A 15,687-nucleotide genomic window follows, 5' to 3' on the forward strand; every position below is an offset into this window, starting at 1 on the left:
GGCTGAAGCTCCCGCAAGCTGCCATGACGGGAACCGTTTCCCACAGCCCGGCTGAGCTCGGCTTGCCGTTTCTCTCGCCGCAGCCCCTCTGGCAATGCTCCGTCGCGGCCCTGGCTGTGACCACCACCACGGCCGAACTCAGCGGTCCCTGGCGCTTGCTGCTGCTCGGTGATGGCAGCCCCACCCGGCACCTGGAGCTGCTCACCGGCGCCCCGGTGGAGGTGGAGCTGATCGCGATGGCGCCGGATTCAGCCGGGGATGGCCGGGTGCCGGCAGAAGTCGGAGAACTGAGCCCTCCCTTGTTGCGTCGACAGGTCTGGCTGCGCTGCGGCGGCCAGGCCCTGGCCTGGGCCGAGAGCTGGTGGAACCAGACGGAAGCCGAACAAAGTCTTCGCGACCGGCAGCTACCGATCTGGCGCAGCCTCAGCGCCGATCGGGCTGAACTGTTCCGCGAAGTGGATGGGCTGGCACGGGTGCAAGCGAGCTGGCTGCAGCAGGGGTTCGCCGAGGAAGGCCCCTACTGGAGCCGCCACTACCGCTTCTTCCGTGGCGGCAGGGAACTCACCGTGATCCGGGAGGTGTTCTCCCCGGCTCTCGAGCACTGGCTTGGCCCCAGCAGCAGCTCCTAGGCCGAACCCAGGCGCAGGGCCTCGGCCTGTTGACGGCTCTTTTCGAGCAGCTCGCGCAGGCTGTCCTCGTCGGTGTGGCTGAGGCTGGTGCGCAGCAGCTTGGCGTGGGGAGCGAAGCGGCGCAGGCGCTCGATCACCCGATCGGGGGTGGCGTCACGTACCAGCAGGCAAAGGGCGGCATTGCCCTTCGGCAGGGTTTCGCCCACCTCACGCAGAAAGCCATCGTTGATGCCCAGATCGCTGAGCGCGCCAGAGGCGGCGCCCACGCCGGCACCGACAGCGGCCCCGAGCAGGGGGTTCAGGAAGAGAAGGCCAACCAGTGACCCCCAGAAGCCCCCACCAAGGGCTCCAGCGGCGGTGAGGTTCACGGCCTGACGCAGCTGCACATGGCCCTGCTCGTCATGCTCGACGACCACCGCATCTTCCAGGGAAATCAGATGTTCCTGCTGGATGTTGACCAATTCACGGCGAACCTTATCGGCCTCATCAACCGAGGGGAACCCCACCACAATCAGGTTGCTCATCAGGCTTGTTCCCAGACATCACGACTGAAATCCAACCTAAGGGCAGCACCGGCCCGGCGATCAGGGGCGGCGGCGGCTGGAGCGGGGCAGTGGCCTGGGCGAAGCCGACGCCGGCGGCAGCAGGGGAGCCGCCCGGCGGGAGATGGCATCAAGCAAACGGCGCTGCTGAGGGGCGGCTAGGGGCGTGGTAACTGGGGGGGGAGCGGCCGCTTGATCGGTCTCGATTCGATCGTTGAACGGAGCTGGGGGCGACCACTGGTCCCGGCCTGGTGGCGACCGGCGTTCTTCCGGGATCGGTCGCTGCCATGACTCCGGGGAGCGTTCGGACCAGTCGTCTTCACCCTCCATGAACGCGTCGAGCTGGTTTTCCATCCAGCGCCCCACCCCTTTAAAACTGGGTAGGTCACTGGGTCGCTCAGCGGATCGCTCACTGCCGCGCTCGCCACCGCGGGCCTGGCTCCGGGAGCCCGGCCGTGCTCCGGCCACCCCATCCACCAGCTGCCGCCCGGCAGTCATCCATTGATCAAGGGTGGATCCCGCTGATCGGCGCTTACCCCGACGGGCAGGATCACCAGAACCGTTCATCGCGCTGCCCTGACCTGCTCGAACGAAGCTGATGGGTCAACGTTAGCGGCTGTGGCGCAACGCCCTGCGCTGCTTCAGCCAACGCTCCCGGCCGAGCCCGAGCAGGGCAATCGACACACCGCCGACTTGCAGCACCCAAAGGAAAAGGTCCAAACGGGCGGAGAGCAGAAGGGCGAACCTTAAGGGGCGGTGTTCTCAGACACCGGCTTCGAAGATCAGCTGGCAGCTGGCGTTCCAGCGACCGCCGTGCAGGCGGTCACAGCAGAGGCGGCAGGCCACGCCCCGCACGCGGCGCTGGTAGGGAGCCGTGACACCGCAGCACGGACAGCGCGCCAGCCAGCGCACAGCCTGGAGTGGCAGGGGGTAGTGGTGACGCAGGCTCACCTCGAAGTCGCTCTGCGCCTGGTTGATCTCCGCCATGCGGGCCCGGAAGCAGGGACCATGCACCTCGCGCACCCCCAGGACCCGGTCGATCCAGGCATGGATCATCTCGTGGCAGAGCGTGCCGAGCATGGCCGTCTGCGGCAGGGGCTCCAGCAGGGGCCGCGAAAGCACGATCTCGCAGAGATCGCTGCCATCGGCGCGGCGACCGCGGCGGTAGAGGCCGGCGGTGCGGCGCATGCGGCCGTCACTCCAGCGCAGGTCCACCAAACGGCCTCCTGCCGGGGCCAGGGCACCGCCGAAGTGTTCCCGATCAAGGCGATGAAAAAGGGGAAGCAGGGGTGCAAGGGGCATGCCGCTTCGGCTTCGGGCCTTGGTGGCCCCCAGTCTGGCGGGGTCGTCGGTCAGACTCTGGGGCCAGAACGCAGCGGCACACACGATGGATTGGGGTCTGGCTCAGACGATCGGCACGAAGCTGCTGTTGGGTGGCGCCAGCGCCCTGCTCATCTACTGGACGTTCACGGCGGTGAAGCTGGTGCTCAGCGCCCGCGGCATCAACCCGCTGCTCAAGCAGTTCTTCACCCAGGTGGCCTCCGGTCAGATCGATGGCGCCTATCTACTCACCACCAAGAACTACCGCTCCCACGTGAACCGGCAGCAGTTCATCCGCTTCCTGGCCGGGCTGCAACTCAACAAGTACCGCAACCTCAAATCCGGCCGGCCCCGGCTGCAGGACAGTCAGATCATCCTCACGGTCAAGCTGAAGTCGGAAGCCAAAGAAGAGCTGCCCCTGGATTTCACCTTTGTGAAGGTGGAGAAAGCCTGGCGGGTGGAGCGAATCAGCCGGCTGGCAGCGGCCTGAGCCGAAGACGTCCGACGTCCTGCCACGGCCGATGCCCGATCCATCCCCCCAGCACAGGGCCGAGGAACTGCACCGGCTGCTGCAACGCGCCGCCCACGCGTACTACGTGCTCGATGCTCCGGAACTTGAAGACGCGGTTTACGACCGGCTGTATCGGGAGCTGCAGGAGATTGAGGCGCTAAGCCCCGAGCTGGTGCGTGCCGACAGCCCCACCCAGCGGGTGGGCGGCCCGCCGGCCGACGGCTTCTTGGCCGTGCGTCACCGCATCAGCCTGCTCAGCCTGGAGAACGCCTTCTCAAGCGAAGAGCTGCAGGCCTGGTACGGGCGGCTGCTGAAGGTGCTCGATCGGCCCGCTCCCCTCGGGGAAGCCGCCGCAGCGCTGCCGATGGTGTGCGAACTTAAGATCGACGGCAACGCCCTGGCCCTGAGCTACGAGCGTGGCGTGCTGGTGCGGGCCGCCAGCCGCGGCGACGGCGAATCCGGCGAGGAGATCACCGCCAATGTGCGCACAATCCAGAGCGTGCCCCTGCGCCTGCTGCTGGACGATCCGCCGGAGTGGCTGGAGGTGCGCGGCGAAGCCCTGATCCCCGATAGCACCTTCGCGGCCATCAACGCCGAGCGCGCCAGCCGCGAGGAGCCGCTGTTTGCCAACCCGCGCAATGCCTGCGCCGGCACCCTGCGTCAGCTCGATCCGGCCGTGGTGGCGGCACGGCGACTGGAGTTCTTTGCCTACACCCTGCACCTGCCGGGCGACTGGCAGCCTGCGGCCGGCGAGCCCTCCCGGCCCCGCAGCCAGTGGGAGTGCCTGAGCTGGCTGGCGGCCGCCGGCTTCCGGGTCAACCCCAACGCCGCGCTCTGCCCCGATCTGGCGTCGGTGGAGGCCTTCTTCGCGGCATGGGAACAGCAGCGGCATCAGCTCGCCTACGCCACCGATGGCGTGGTGGTGAAGCTCGATGACCTGCGCCTGCAGGCCGATGCCGGCTTCACCCAGAAGGCGCCGCGCTGGGCGATCGCCCTGAAGTACCCCGCCGAGGAGGCCCCCAGCCAGCTGCTTCATCTGGTGGCCCAGGTGGGCCGCACCGGCGTGATCACGCCGGTGGCTGAATTCGAGCCGGTGACTCTGGCCGGCACCAGCGTGAGCCGGGCCACATTGCACAACGCCGATCGCCTGGTCGAACTGGATCTCCATGACGGCGACACGGTGGTGGTGCGCAAGGCCGGCGAGATCATCCCCGAGGTGGTGCGCGTGCTGAGCGAGCTGCGCGCGCCAGGCGCCAGGCGCCTGCAGCTGCCCTCCACCTGCCCGGAGTGCGGCTCGACCCTGGTGCGCGAGGAGGGCGAGGCCGCCACCCGCTGCGTGAACAGCAGCTGCCCGGCGATCCTGCGCGGCGCCCTGCGCCACTGGGTGAGCAAGGCGGCCCTGGATGTGGATGGCCTCGGCGGCAAGCTGATCGAGCAGCTGGTGGACCAGGGTCTGGTGACCTCGATCGCCGCTCTCTACCGCCTCGATGCCGCCCTGCTCGCCAGCCTGGAGCGGATGGGCGAGACCTCAGCCTTGAAGCTGGCGGCGGCCCTTGAAGCCTCCAAGCAACAGCCTTGGCACCGTCAGCTTTATGGCCTTGGCATCCACCACGTGGGAGCGGTGAACGCCAAAGCTCTGGCGCGGCAGTTTGCCTCCGCCGAGGCCTTGGGCACCGCCGCGGCTGAGCAACCAGAAGCGATCACCGCCGTCTTCGGCATCGGCGCTGAAATCGCCGAATCCCTGCGCCAATGGTTCGCCACCGCCGCCAACCTCGCCCTGCTGGCGGAGCTGGAGGCTGAGGGGATCCCCCTGGCGGCAGCCCTAGGCGATGGGGCTGCTGGGGAAGCCGCCAACCGCTTGAGCGGCCAGACCTTCGTGCTCACTGGCACCCTGCCCAGCCTCAGCCGCAGCCAGGCCCAGGAGTTGATCGAGGCGGCGGGGGGAAAGGTGAGCAGCTCGGTGAGTAAAAGAACGAGCTACGTGGTGGCTGGCGCCGAAGCCGGCAGCAAGCTCAGCAAGGCCGAAGCCCTGGGCGTGGCCGTGCTCGATGAGGCCGGCCTGCGGGAGCTGCTGGAGGAATTGAGCTGAGACAGCCCAAGGCCGGATTGCGCCAGAGTGGCGACATGAACCCTGCACCCAGCCAACCCGCCGTCTACCGCTGGATCAAGACGGACTGCGGTCGGGCGCAGTACATGGAACTGGCCAGCCGTCGCGGGCTGCTTGCGAACGTCCGCCTGGTCTGGTTCGTGCTGATCGCAGCGATCCGCGACTGGCCGCTGAAGCCAGCTGAGCCCGGCGCCTGAAAGTTGCCTTCAGCTCGGATCCAACCGCTCCAGGGCCCGCCGTGCCGCCCGGCTCGCCAGCAGGATCGAGCCCACCGTGGCGATCAACCCCAGGATGCGCAGCGCCCACGTGTTGGCATCCGCCTCGCCGTGAAGCACCTCCCCGAAGCGCGCCACATCACCGGCGAGCTCGCCGAGGGCGCAGAACAACACCGTGCCCGGCAGGATCGCGATCAGGCCGATCACGTAGTCGCGCAGGCTCACCTCGCTGAGGCCATAGACGAGGTTGAGCAGGCTGAAGGGAAACGCGGGTGAGAGCCGGGTGAGCAGCACCAACTTGAAGCCCTCCTGGCTCACGGCCCGCTCAATCGCCAGCAGCTTCGGAAAGGCCTGCAGCCGCTGGCGGGTCCAGTCGCGCAACCAGTGCCTACCCAGCAGAAAAGCCGCGATCGCCCCCAACGAGGCACCCACGAACACGATCAGGCTCCCCCAGACGGTGCCGTAGAGCGCACCGGCCAGCATCGAGGCCCAGACCCCCGGCAGCAAAAGCGTGACCCAAATGGCATAAAGCGGCACAAAGGCCACCGCCCCGGCGGGTGAGCGCAGGGCCGGCAGCAGCTGCTCCAACCAGGGGGAGAGGTCCACAACCCAGACGGCGCAACAACCCCAACACTGGCAGCCGCAACCAGGCCAGTGACGCCTCCCTACAGTCCGCTGCTGTGGAGCGGGTGCCTCCCCACCCGTCCAACTGCCCATGCCCACCAGCGATTTCTTTGCGCCCAGCTACGCCAGCGCCCGCAACAAATTTCTGGCAGCGGCCCAGGCGGCCGGGGCCCGGCTCAGCAGCTATCCCCTGCCGAACCAGCGGGGGCCAGGCCGTGAAACGTTGTCGATCGATGTAGCCCTGCTCGGGGCGGAGCAACCCGTGGACTCGGTGCTGCTGTTGATCTCCGGAACCCATGGGGTGGAAGGGCACTGCGGCTCGGGGATCCAGGTGGGCTATTTCCGCGACCAGCTGCATGACGCCCTGCCGGCGGGCACCGCCACCTTGATGATTCATGCCCTCAACCCCTACGGGTTCGCCTGGCGGCGGCGTGTCAACGAAGACAACATCGACCTGAACCGCAACTTCCGCGATTTCAGCGCGCCGTTACCGGATGGCTCCGCCTATGAGGCGATTCACAACTGCCTGGTGCCGGAGGCCTGGGATGGTCCCCTTCGGCAGGAGGCCGACAGGGAACTGCTGCGCCGCATTGAGGCCGCAGGGATTCCCTCTTACCAGGCGGTGTTGCAGCGCGGCCAGTACACCCGGCCAACCGGCCTCTTCTATGGCGGGAAGGGGCCCTGCTGGTCCAACACGATGCTGCGCCGTCTACTGCGCGAGCACATTCCCGCCGGTGCCACGCGCCTGGCGGTACTCGACATCCACACCGGCCTGGGACCCTGCGGTTATGGCGAGCCGATCTACGCCGATGATTCGCCCAAGGGCTTCAAGCGGGCCCGGCGCTGGTATGGGCCGGAGCTGACCCGGATCACGGGCTACACGGTGGAGAGCCCCACGGGCAAAGGTGTCAGGCCAGAAGGTGTCAGGCCTGAAAGCCGTCAGTCTGGGGGGGGCCTCTCCTCTTCCGCAGCCGTGTCCGGGGCTTTGGTGGCGGCCTTTGATGATCTGGATCCGTCCCTTGAGGTGACCTACCTGACCCTCGAATTCGGCACCCGGCCAATCCTGGAGGTACTTGGAGCCCTGCGGGCCGACAGCTGGCTGCACGCATGCCCCGATCGCGCCACCCCCTTCCGCGGCCCGATTCAGCAGCAGATGCAGGAGGCCTTCTACGTGGACACACCGGGCTGGAAGGCCGCGGTGTACGGAAGGGCCGCCGATTTCGTTCTGAGAACCAGCCGCGGACTGGCGGCGGGTTAGGCGCTCAGCCCGGAACCGCCTGATCCCCGACCGCCTTGGGTCGATCCCAGGCTTTGCATTTTCACTGCCAGGATCCTGGGCCGAAACGCCTACGGTGGCTCCGACACACCAGACCATCAGAAACGATCGTCATGGCGCGCCCTGCCAGGCCAGCCAGCGCGGAAGAGCAGCTGGTCGAGAAGCTGCGCCGAATCGAAGCCCTGTTCGCTCGGGCCGGCAGCGATGGCGAGAAGGTGGCGGCCCAGCGGGCGCGGCAACGCATCCAGGCCCGCCTCAAGGAAATCGCGGCCGAGGAGCCGCCGATCGAGTTCCGCTTCTCCCTCTCCGACCAGTGGTCGCGGCATCTGTTCGTGGCACTGATGCGGCGCTACGGCATCACGCCCTACCGCTACCGCGGCCAACGGCGCACCACCGTGATGGCACGCCTTAGCCGCACGTTCGTGAACGACACCCTCTGGCCGGAGTTCCAGGAACTGCAGCAGAGCCTGGCCGCCTACTTCGACGCGCTCACCGATCGGGTGATCGAGCAGGCCCTGGACGTGAAGGCCAGCGAAGCGGAAGAGCGGGCACCGGTTCAGCAGTTGCCGCCGGTTGACCATCAGGGGTCGCTCCTGTAGGGCTCCATTGCATGGTCAGAGCTGGCGGGAAAGAGAGACAGCGCCAAACCACTCGGAAAGCAAATAAAAGCCATTAACTCGGATTCCGCGTCAATTGCATTGATTGGGACTACGAGTCAACGATGGGCCTTGATGAGCAGGTGATCCACGCCCCATCGCAGCTAGGCCAGCTGCTGAAGGGCCTCAGGCGCCAGAGGGGCTTGAGGCAGCGTATTTCGCCCTCAGGGCCGGCGGCACCAGCCAGGCACGCCTCTCGCAGCTGGAGCTCCATCCCGGCCGTCTGACACGGCGGAGTGGTGATGGGGTGCCCGAGGCACAGCCGCGAGCTGGCGGTCTGGATGAACGGGGAGCGGGTTGGCACCTGGGCGCTGCCCAGCAGGGGAGGCCAGGAGTTTCGCTACGCAGAGAGCTGGATGGGCTCAAGCCAGTTCCGCCCTCTGTCGTTGTCGTTGCCAGCGGGCCTGGGTACGAACGCCCTGCAGGGCGCAGCGGTGGAAAGCTGGTTCGAGAATCTGCTGCCTGATAGCAGCGCGATTCGCCAGCGCGTTCAGCGACGCTTTCAGGCCGCCAGCTCCAGCGCCTTCGATCTGCTCACCGCAGTGGGCCGCGATTGCGCCGGGGCGGTGCAAGTGCTGCCACTCGATGAAGAACCCAGCGGGCTTGATCGCATCGAGGCGACCCCGCTGTCCGAGCAGGAGATCGGGCAGGTGCTGCGAGGTGTCGTAGCCCCACCGCTGCCTGGATCCAGCGGCCCAGCAGCAGAGGAGCTGCGGCTCTCCGTGGCTGGGGCTCAAGAGAAGACGGCCCTGCTCCACCACCCACCTGTTCAAGCTGCCGATGGGAACGGTGGGCAACGGAAGATTTCTGCCAGGTCACCGGAACCCCGCCAGAAGCGAAATACGAAAACCAAGGTGGACCTGGCCTGGTGGCGATCAGTGCCTGTCTGGCCCAATCCTCAGCTGCAGAAGATCTGCGCACGTTTTTTGGCCAGTGCGACATGGCCCTGCTGCTGATCCATCGGCAGGAGTTCCTCCATCGGGCCGACCGGCTCGGCTGCTCCGTGCTGGAGCAGGTGCTGCCCCGCAACTGGCTCACCCTGGATTCAGGCCGGTTTGCGCGGTTGCGGCGCTACCTGCGCCAGCTCTTCGCGACTGTCGAGGCCGATCCCACCCTGCAGCAGGTGGCGGGTTTCGAGGAGCTGCTGAGCAACGATCTGATCCCTCTGGTGCTGGAAGCCCTGATCCATGGCGGACATGCCAGGGATGGCCTACCCCGGGCCCCTTCGCGGATCGGGCTGGTGAAGGCGGCCCAGCGGTGGATGGAAGCCCATCCCAGACAGCCCATTCACCTGGAGGCCCTCTGCCGCGAGGTGCACACCAGCCGGCGGAGCCTGATTCAGGGATTCCGGGAGCACCTGGGGATGGGTCCGATGACCTACCTGCGGCTTCATCGCCTGCACGGCATCCGGCAGGAACTACTGCGGGCCGATCCAAGCCAGACGAAGATCCGTGCCTTCGCCGCGGAATGGGGCTTCCTCAACCCTGGCCACTTCTCCCGGCAGTAAGCCGAGCTCTTCGGTGAGCGGCCTTCCGACACCGTTCACCGGCCCCGATGTTGACCTGAGGTGCGTCGCGATCTCCCGCACCTCGCGAGTGCCCACGTCCTTGGCCCTGATCAGCAGATGCTCAAATACACCAAGGCAGGGGGAGACGCCAACTTAGCGATGATCGTGCGGCACGATGATGCCAAGCGCGAGTATGCTTATGGCTCCGCATCAGCATGTAGAACGACCGGAAACAGATCTTCTCGTTCGAGCGTTAGGGCCAGAGCCCTGGCAAGCAGGATCAAGAGAAAAAATAGCCAACCCGCAAGACAACCGCAAAGACGTGATCAGAGTTATCATTGGGTTGGATTCCTGATAATCCATCACCATTCTTTGGAGGTCCTAGCCAATGCCGAACAAGAAGCCAAACATCATTCTGCTTGTGACAGATGACACAGGCTATGGCGATCTTGGCCCTTACGGCGGCGGCGAGGGGCGCGGCATGCCAACCCCACATTTTGATCGGCTGGCAGCTGAAGGGATGACCTTCTTCTCCTTTTATGCCCAACCGAGTTGCACGCCAGGACGGGCGGCCATGGTCACGGGTCGAATCCCCAACCGCAGCGGCATGACCACTGTGGCGTTCCAGGGTCAGGGCGGCGGTTTGCCGGCAGCGGAGTGGACCCTGGCCTCTGTGCTGAAACAGGCCGACTACCGCACCTTTTTCACGGGTAAATGGCATCTGGGTGAAGCCGATTATGCGCTGCCCAATGCCCAGGGCTATGACGAGATGAAGTATGTCGGCCTTTATCACCTGAATGCCTATACCTATGCCGACCCCACCTGGTTCCCGGATATGGATCCAGAACTGCGTAGCACGTTCCAAAAGGTGACCAAAGGGTCACTTTCGGGAAAGGCCGGTGAAGAAGCCAAGGAAGACTTCAAAATCAATGGTCAGTATGTTGATACACCTGAGCAAGGCGTTGTCGGGATTCCCTTTTTCGATGGCTATGTTGAAAAAGCGGCGACTGAGTTCCTTGATGAAGCGGCCAAGGACGACCAGCCCTTCTTCCTCAGCGTCAACTTCATGAAGGTGCACCAGCCCAACTTGCCCCATCCTGACTTCATCCATCAATCCCCCTCCAAGAGCAAGTACGCCGACTCAATCGTCGAGCTCGATGCCAGGGTTGGGGCGATTATGGACAAGGTGCGGGAGCTTGGCCTGGAAGAAGATACGTTGATCTTCTGGACGACGGACAACGGGGCCTGGCAGGATGTTTATCCCGACGCCGGCTACACCCCGTTCCGAGGCACGAAGGGGACGGTGCGTGAGGGAGGCAATCGGGTCCCCGCCATTGCTTGGTGGCCCGGGAAGATCGGTGCCGGCGTCAAGAACCACGATATTCTGGGCGGCCTTGATCTGATGGCCACCTTTGCCTCCTTTGCAGGGGTGTCGCTTCCTACCGTCGACCGCGAGGGAGAACCGACCACCTTCGACAGCTATGACATGTCTCCGGTGTTGCTGGGCAGCGGCAAGTGTGAGCGCAAGTCATGGTTTTACTTCACCGAGAACGAACTCACTCCAGGTGCGGTCCGGGTCAACAATTACAAGGCCGTCTTCAACCTGCGGGGTGACGATGGCGCCACGACTGGAGGCCTGGCTGTGGACTCCAACCTCGGCTGGAAGGGGGCCGAGAGTTATGTCGCGGTGGTGCCCCAGCTGTTTGACCTATGGCAAGACCCACAGGAGCGCTATGACATCTTCATGAATAACTACACCGAACGCACCTGGATGTTGGTCACCGTCGGTGAAGCGGTTAAAGAGTTGATGAAAACCTATGTCCAATATCCACCGCGCAAGATGCAGAGCGAGGGATATTCCGGCCCCATTACCCTCACCCAATATGAACGTTTCCAGCATGTCCGCGACATGCTGGCGAAGGAAGGGATAAAAATCCCATTGCCCACCGGAAACTAGGTCAGAACTGCTGACGATTCAGCGCTCGAGGTAACGAGCAACGCCCCGCTGGAGCACCACACCATGCTTGTGAGCCTGATGGACTGGCACGCAGGGTGGTAACCGAGGGCGATTGGGATCGCGTCCGACGCTGTCTCCATCCCTCGGCCGGCGGCGGGAACAACGCTTAGGCCAAACCCTCAAGCCTTCCCCGCGCCAGCGCCGCCTGGGCTTCGGCCTCGGCCAGGTTGGCGCGGCACTCGGCCACCACCTCGGGGGGGGCCTTGCCGGCGAAATTGGGGTTGGCGAGGCGGCCGGCCAGCCCCTTGATCTCCTTCTCGGCCTTGGCGATGTCTTTCTCCAGGCGCCCGCGCAGGGCACCCAGATCCACCAGGCCCTCGATCGGCAGCAGCACCTGAAGTTCGCCGCTCACGGCCGCCAGGCAGCGTTCGCCCGCCGCCGCGTCGCCCGAGCCAGCCGGCTCGCGCACCTCCACCGACGCCGCCCGAGTGAGGGCGGTGATGTCGCCGCTGGCCTGGCGCAGCACTGCCGCCAGCTCTGGACGGCCGGTGATGAACACCACCGGCGCCGGCTGTGAGGGCTTGAGGCCAGCCACAGCGCGCAGGTTGCGCACCACCCGGATCGCCTCGATCAACTCCGCAAACGACGCCTCCAAGGAGGCATCGAGGGAGGCCTGATCCACGGCTGGCCAGGGCTGCAGGGCCAAAAAGGTGCCCTCAGGCTCACCGGTGAGGCCATGCCAGAGCTCCTCACTCAGGTGCGGCATCAGCGGGTGCAGCAGCACCATTAGCTCGGCGAGCACCTTGGCCAGCACTTGCCGCGCTACGCGCTGATCGGCGAGGGCCTCAGGGCTGAGCGCGGCGCCTTCCGTGGCGGGACGGGGATTGAGGCGGCGCTTGAGCAGCTCGATCGTCCAGTCGCACACCTCATTCCAGGCGAACTCGTAGAGCCCCTTGGCCGCTTCGCCGAGGCCGTAGCTGGCATAGCGCTGGGCGGTGTCCTGGTTGACGCGGGCCAGGCGGGAGAGGATCCAGCGGTCGGCGAGGGTGAGCGCCGCAGGATCGGGGGCGCCGAGGGAGGCGGGCGTTTCGCCGCCCAGGTTCATCAGCGCGAAGCGGGTGGCGTTCCAGAGCTTGTTGGCGAAGTTGCGCGCGCCCTCCACCGTGGCGGAACTGCCGGTGCTGCGGTCGTAGTCGAGGCGGATGTCCTGGCCGGCGCCGGCCACCTCGCGCACCAGGGCGAAGCGCAGGGCATCGGCGCCGTAGCGCTCGATCAGCGGCAGCGGGTCGATGCCGTTGCCCGCCGATTTGCTCATCTTGCGGTTGTTCTCATCGCGCACCAGGCCGTGGATCATCACATCGGCGAAGGGCATCCACGCTTTCTCTTCCGGTTTCTCATCGCTGGCTGGTGGCGCCAGGGCCCCGGCCAGCATCGTCATCCGCGCCACCCAGAAAAAGATGATGTCGAAGCCGGTCACCAGCACGCTGGTGGGATACCAGGTGGCCAGATCGGCGGCGCCCTCATCGGGCCAGCCCAGGGTGGAGAAGGGCCAGAGGCCGCTGGAAAACCAGGTGTCGAGCACGTCGGGGTCCTGCTCCAAGTGGAGCTGCCGCCCCGCCGCCGCGCTGGCCGCACCGAACTGCGCCTCGGCCTTGGCGCGGGCTTCGGCCGCGTCGCGGGCCACCACATAAGGAGTGGCGTCGCTGATCACACCGCCGGTTTCACTCACCACGAACCAGGCGGGGATGCGGTGGCCCCACCAGAGCTGGCGGCTGATGCACCAGTCGCGGATGTCAGTGAGCCAGTCGCGGTAGACCTTCTGCCAACGCTGCGGCACGAAGCGGGGCGCTCCGCCATCGAGGGCCTCGCGGCAGCGGGCCGCCAGCGGCTCAGCCTTGGCGAACCATTGGGTGGAGAGCAGCGGCTCCACCGGCACCTTGCCGCGATCCGAAAACGGCACGCTGTGGCGATGGGGCTCCACCTTCACCAGGAAGCCTTCGGCTTCCATCGCCGCTACCACAGCCGTGCGCGCCTCGAAGCGATCCAGCCCGGCGAAGCGGCCCGCGGCGGCGTTCATGGTGCCGTCCTTGGCCATCACCGTGATGGACGGCAGGCCGTGGCGGGCGCCGATGGCGAAGTCGTTGGGGTCGTGGGCGGGGGTGACCTTGACGCAGCCGGTGCCGAAGGCTGGATCCACGTGCTCATCGGCCACGATCGGGATCTCGCGGCCCACCAGCGGCAGGGTGATCGTCTTGCCGACTAAGGCCGCATAGCGCGGGTCAGTGGGGTGCACGGCCACGCCGGTGTCGCCCAGCAGGGTTTCAGGGCGGGTGGTGGCCACCACCAGGTGATCGAGGCCATCACGGGCGGCCCCGTTGCTGAGCGGGTAGCGGAAGTGCCAGAGGTGGCCGTCGAGCTCCTTCATTTCCACCTCGAGATCGCTCACCGCCGATCCCGAAGCCGGACACCAATTCACCAGGTATTCGCCCCGATAGATCAGGCCCTGCTCGTGCAGGCGCACGAAGGCCTCCACCACCGCTTTGTTCAGGCCCGGATCGAGGGTGAAGCGCTCACGCTTCCAGTCCACCGAGTAGCCCAGCCGGCGCAGCTGACCCACGATCGTGCCGCCGCTGCCTGCCTTCCAGGCCCAGGCGCGCTCCAGGAAGGCATCGCGGCCGAGGTCGTCCTTGCTGCCGCCTTCCGCCTTGATCTGCTTCTCCAGGATCGACTGCACCGCAATCGAGGCGTGGTCAGTGCCGGGCAGGCAAAGCACGTTCTTCCCCTGCAAACGCTGGAAGCGCACGATCGTGTCGATCAGGGCCGTCTCGAAGCCGTGGCCCATGTGCAGGCTGCCGGTCACATTCGGCGGCGGGATCACCACGCTGAACGGCTCGCCGGGCGCGTTGGGATCGGGGTGGAAGGCGCCGGCGGCTTCCCAGGCCGCCTGCCAGCGGGCTTCGGTGCCGGCCGGGTCGTAGGTCTTGGGCAGGGCCTCGGTCACGGCAGGGGTTGGGGAGATCAGCCCATGCTCTCAAAGGGGGGCTCAGTAGCGTTGAAGCGGAAACCTGCCTCAAGCCCTAGCACTGGATGCACTGCTGAACACACAAGCCTGGAATTGATTCTTGTTGGTACGCAGAATCGCTAGACAGCTCATCTCCATCGCCTCCCGCCTCACCGCAGCAGGGCTTGCCCTGCTACCGCTGGCGGCAGATGCAGCACCAAACGGCACGTGGCTATCCAAACCACAGATCTGGTTTTACACCTCAACCAATACCATCACCCAGACCCTGGCCCGGATGCGCGCGGCTCGCTATCGCGTGGTGTTTCTGGATTACCGGAACGTCGCTGATCCCGTTCAACAGCACGTTGCCCAGGAGGCCCGTCAACAAGGGCTGATGCCCGTGGTCTGGGTGCAATCACCGCAATACCGGTCCATGAGTATTCCAGACCTGGTGAATGAAGCCCGCCATGGGGATGGCATCCAGGTGGATGATCACTTTTTTGCCAATTACACCCGGGCCGACTTTTATCGACTTCGCCAGCTCTACACCAAGCCAATTTTTTGCAGCATCCAGCCCTTCCAGGTTGCGCTTTTGCCTCCCGGCGGCTGCAACCAGCTTGACGTGCAGTGCTACACAGCCCAGACATTTCAACAATGCGTCAAAACGGCTGATCGGCTCGGGGCCGTGGTGAGCTTGTCAACTAAAAACACCCTCGGATATCAAAACAGCCTGGGTACACGGCGCTTCAATACGTTCCTTTGGCCCGGCTGAGGGCCACCAGAGGCTGCCCTGCAGGTGGCAACCTTCTGAGGCCAAAATCTCAAGGTGAAATCTCGAAACAAAATCTCAGAATAAAAACGCCGTCAGGGTTTCCACGCAATATTGCAACGGCGCCAATCCGTTCGCCGCCGTCATCGGTATGTCCAACGGTCGGCCATCATCCCGATGCTTGCGCCGCCCAGAACTGACACTTCGCCACCTCCCGCTGGAGGTCTTCGAGCATGACATCTGCAACAGCCAAAACAGCCATGAACGCCGCCCTCTCAGGCGTTCTGGCCCTCGGCCTGGTGGGCGCCACCGCCGGTGAGGCCCTCGCGGGCAAAGCCGGCATGGAGAAATGCGCCGGCATCGCCAAAGCGGGCATGAATGACTGCGGCACCAGCAAGCACAGCTGCGCAGGAGAAGCGAAGGTTTCGGGTGATCCCGAAGAGTGGGTGTACGTGCCCAAGGGCACTTGCAAGAAGATTGTTGGAGGAACGATCAAGAAAGCCAGCTGAACCCAGGTGCCAGTGCCTATCGGGTTGAGGCCAACCATCCCGATAGGTCCATCGGCCAAGACTG

General features: G+C 65.6%; 16 protein-coding genes. 11 read left to right on the top strand and 5 right to left on the bottom strand.

The features are described from left to right. The first annotated feature begins 23 nt into the window (after positions 1 to 23). On the top strand, positions 24 to 629 hold the full coding sequence (locus BM449_RS04950; RefSeq protein ID WP_083544397.1) for a chorismate lyase: 606 nt from the start codon (positions 24 to 26) through the stop codon (positions 627 to 629). Here BM449_RS04950 and BM449_RS04955 read toward each other — a convergent pair. The 3 genes from BM449_RS04955 to BM449_RS04960 form a co-directional block, all read right to left on the bottom strand. Continuing rightward, positions 626 to 1,153, bottom strand: coding sequence for a DUF1269 domain-containing protein (locus tag BM449_RS04955; RefSeq protein ID WP_071800323.1), 528 nt, complete (start codon positions 1,151 to 1,153; stop codon positions 626 to 628). The two genes, BM449_RS04950 and BM449_RS04955, sit on opposite strands and share 4 nt — an antisense overlap. 60 nt (positions 1,154 to 1,213) lie before the next feature. Further along, the gene (locus BM449_RS14940; protein ID WP_145536955.1) at positions 1,214 to 1,669 is read right to left on the bottom strand and encodes a hypothetical protein; all 456 of its coding nucleotides are present in this window, start codon (positions 1,667 to 1,669) and stop codon (positions 1,214 to 1,216) included. A gap of 264 nt (positions 1,670 to 1,933) precedes the next feature. Continuing rightward, positions 1,934 to 2,473 (bottom strand): SprT family zinc-dependent metalloprotease, encoded by a 540-nt coding sequence (locus BM449_RS04960; RefSeq protein WP_071801987.1) that lies wholly within the window; start codon positions 2,471 to 2,473, stop codon positions 1,934 to 1,936. Positions 2,474 to 2,558: 85 nt separating this feature from the next. Between BM449_RS04960 and BM449_RS04965 the strand changes: the two genes are divergently transcribed. Genes BM449_RS04965 through BM449_RS04975 form a run of 3 tightly spaced genes read left to right on the top strand, consistent with a single transcriptional unit; the run spans position 2,559 to position 5,306 of the window. Then, positions 2,559 to 2,981 (top strand): hypothetical protein, encoded by a 423-nt coding sequence (locus tag BM449_RS04965; RefSeq protein ID WP_071800324.1) that lies wholly within the window; start codon positions 2,559 to 2,561, stop codon positions 2,979 to 2,981. 31 nt (positions 2,982 to 3,012) lie between these two features. After that, entirely contained in the window at positions 3,013 to 5,091 is a 2,079-nt protein-coding gene (ligA, locus tag BM449_RS04970; RefSeq protein WP_071800325.1) for an NAD-dependent DNA ligase LigA, read from the top strand. 35 nt (positions 5,092 to 5,126) lie between these two features. Continuing rightward, a complete protein-coding gene (locus BM449_RS04975) occupies positions 5,127 to 5,306 on the top strand; it encodes a hypothetical protein (RefSeq protein ID WP_071801988.1) in 180 nt (59 codons plus the stop codon). 9 nt (positions 5,307 to 5,315) lie between these two features. Here the strand turns inward: BM449_RS04975 and BM449_RS04980 are convergent, their stop codons facing one another. After that, positions 5,316 to 5,930: a TVP38/TMEM64 family protein gene (locus tag BM449_RS04980; RefSeq protein WP_071800326.1), complete on the bottom strand. Its 615-nt coding sequence runs from the start codon at positions 5,928 to 5,930 to the stop codon at positions 5,316 to 5,318. Positions 5,931 to 6,039: 109 nt separating this feature from the next. On the opposite strand from BM449_RS04980, the gene BM449_RS04985 reads away from it, so the two are divergent. The 5 genes from BM449_RS04985 (at position 6,040) to BM449_RS05005 (ending at position 11,344) form a co-directional block, all read left to right on the top strand. Further along, positions 6,040 to 7,206, top strand: a complete 1,167-nt coding sequence (locus BM449_RS04985; protein WP_071800327.1) for a M14 family metallopeptidase — start codon at positions 6,040 to 6,042, stop codon at positions 7,204 to 7,206. Between the two features lie 131 nt (positions 7,207 to 7,337). Beyond that, positions 7,338 to 7,823 carry a hypothetical protein gene (locus BM449_RS04990; protein WP_071800328.1) on the top strand — a complete coding sequence of 162 codons (486 nt, stop codon included), beginning with the start codon at positions 7,338 to 7,340 and terminating at the stop codon, positions 7,821 to 7,823. Positions 7,824 to 8,122: 299 nt separating this feature from the next. Further along, positions 8,123 to 8,836 carry a HipA N-terminal domain-containing protein gene (locus BM449_RS04995; protein WP_071800329.1) on the top strand — a complete coding sequence of 238 codons (714 nt, stop codon included), beginning with the start codon at positions 8,123 to 8,125 and terminating at the stop codon, positions 8,834 to 8,836. After that, positions 8,821 to 9,387, top strand: coding sequence for a helix-turn-helix domain-containing protein (locus tag BM449_RS05000; RefSeq protein WP_083544400.1), 567 nt, complete (start codon positions 8,821 to 8,823; stop codon positions 9,385 to 9,387). Before BM449_RS04995 ends, BM449_RS05000 begins: the two co-directional genes overlap by 16 nt. A gap of 388 nt (positions 9,388 to 9,775) precedes the next feature. Further along, positions 9,776 to 11,344, top strand: a complete 1,569-nt coding sequence (locus BM449_RS05005; protein WP_071800330.1) for an arylsulfatase — start codon at positions 9,776 to 9,778, stop codon at positions 11,342 to 11,344. Positions 11,345 to 11,510: 166 nt separating this feature from the next. On the opposite strand, the gene BM449_RS05010 is transcribed toward BM449_RS05005, so the two are convergent. Further along, the gene (locus BM449_RS05010) at positions 11,511 to 14,345 is read right to left on the bottom strand and encodes a valine--tRNA ligase (protein WP_083544401.1); all 2,835 of its coding nucleotides are present in this window, start codon (positions 14,343 to 14,345) and stop codon (positions 11,511 to 11,513) included. 121 nt (positions 14,346 to 14,466) lie between these two features. Here BM449_RS05010 and BM449_RS05015 point away from each other — a divergent pair, with 121 nt between their 5' ends. Then, positions 14,467 to 15,117, top strand: a complete 651-nt coding sequence (locus BM449_RS05015) for a hypothetical protein (RefSeq protein ID WP_233831095.1) — start codon at positions 14,467 to 14,469, stop codon at positions 15,115 to 15,117. Between the two features lie 257 nt (positions 15,118 to 15,374). Next, complete coding sequence (locus BM449_RS05020; RefSeq protein ID WP_186437639.1) at positions 15,375 to 15,623, top strand: DUF2282 domain-containing protein; 249 nt, start codon at positions 15,375 to 15,377, stop codon at positions 15,621 to 15,623. The last annotated feature ends 64 nt before the right edge of the window (positions 15,624 to 15,687 follow it).

The sequence above is a fragment of the Synechococcus sp. SynAce01 genome (assembly GCF_001885215.1).
Taxonomy (GTDB): domain Bacteria; phylum Cyanobacteriota; class Cyanobacteriia; order PCC-6307; family Cyanobiaceae; genus Regnicoccus; species Regnicoccus frigidus.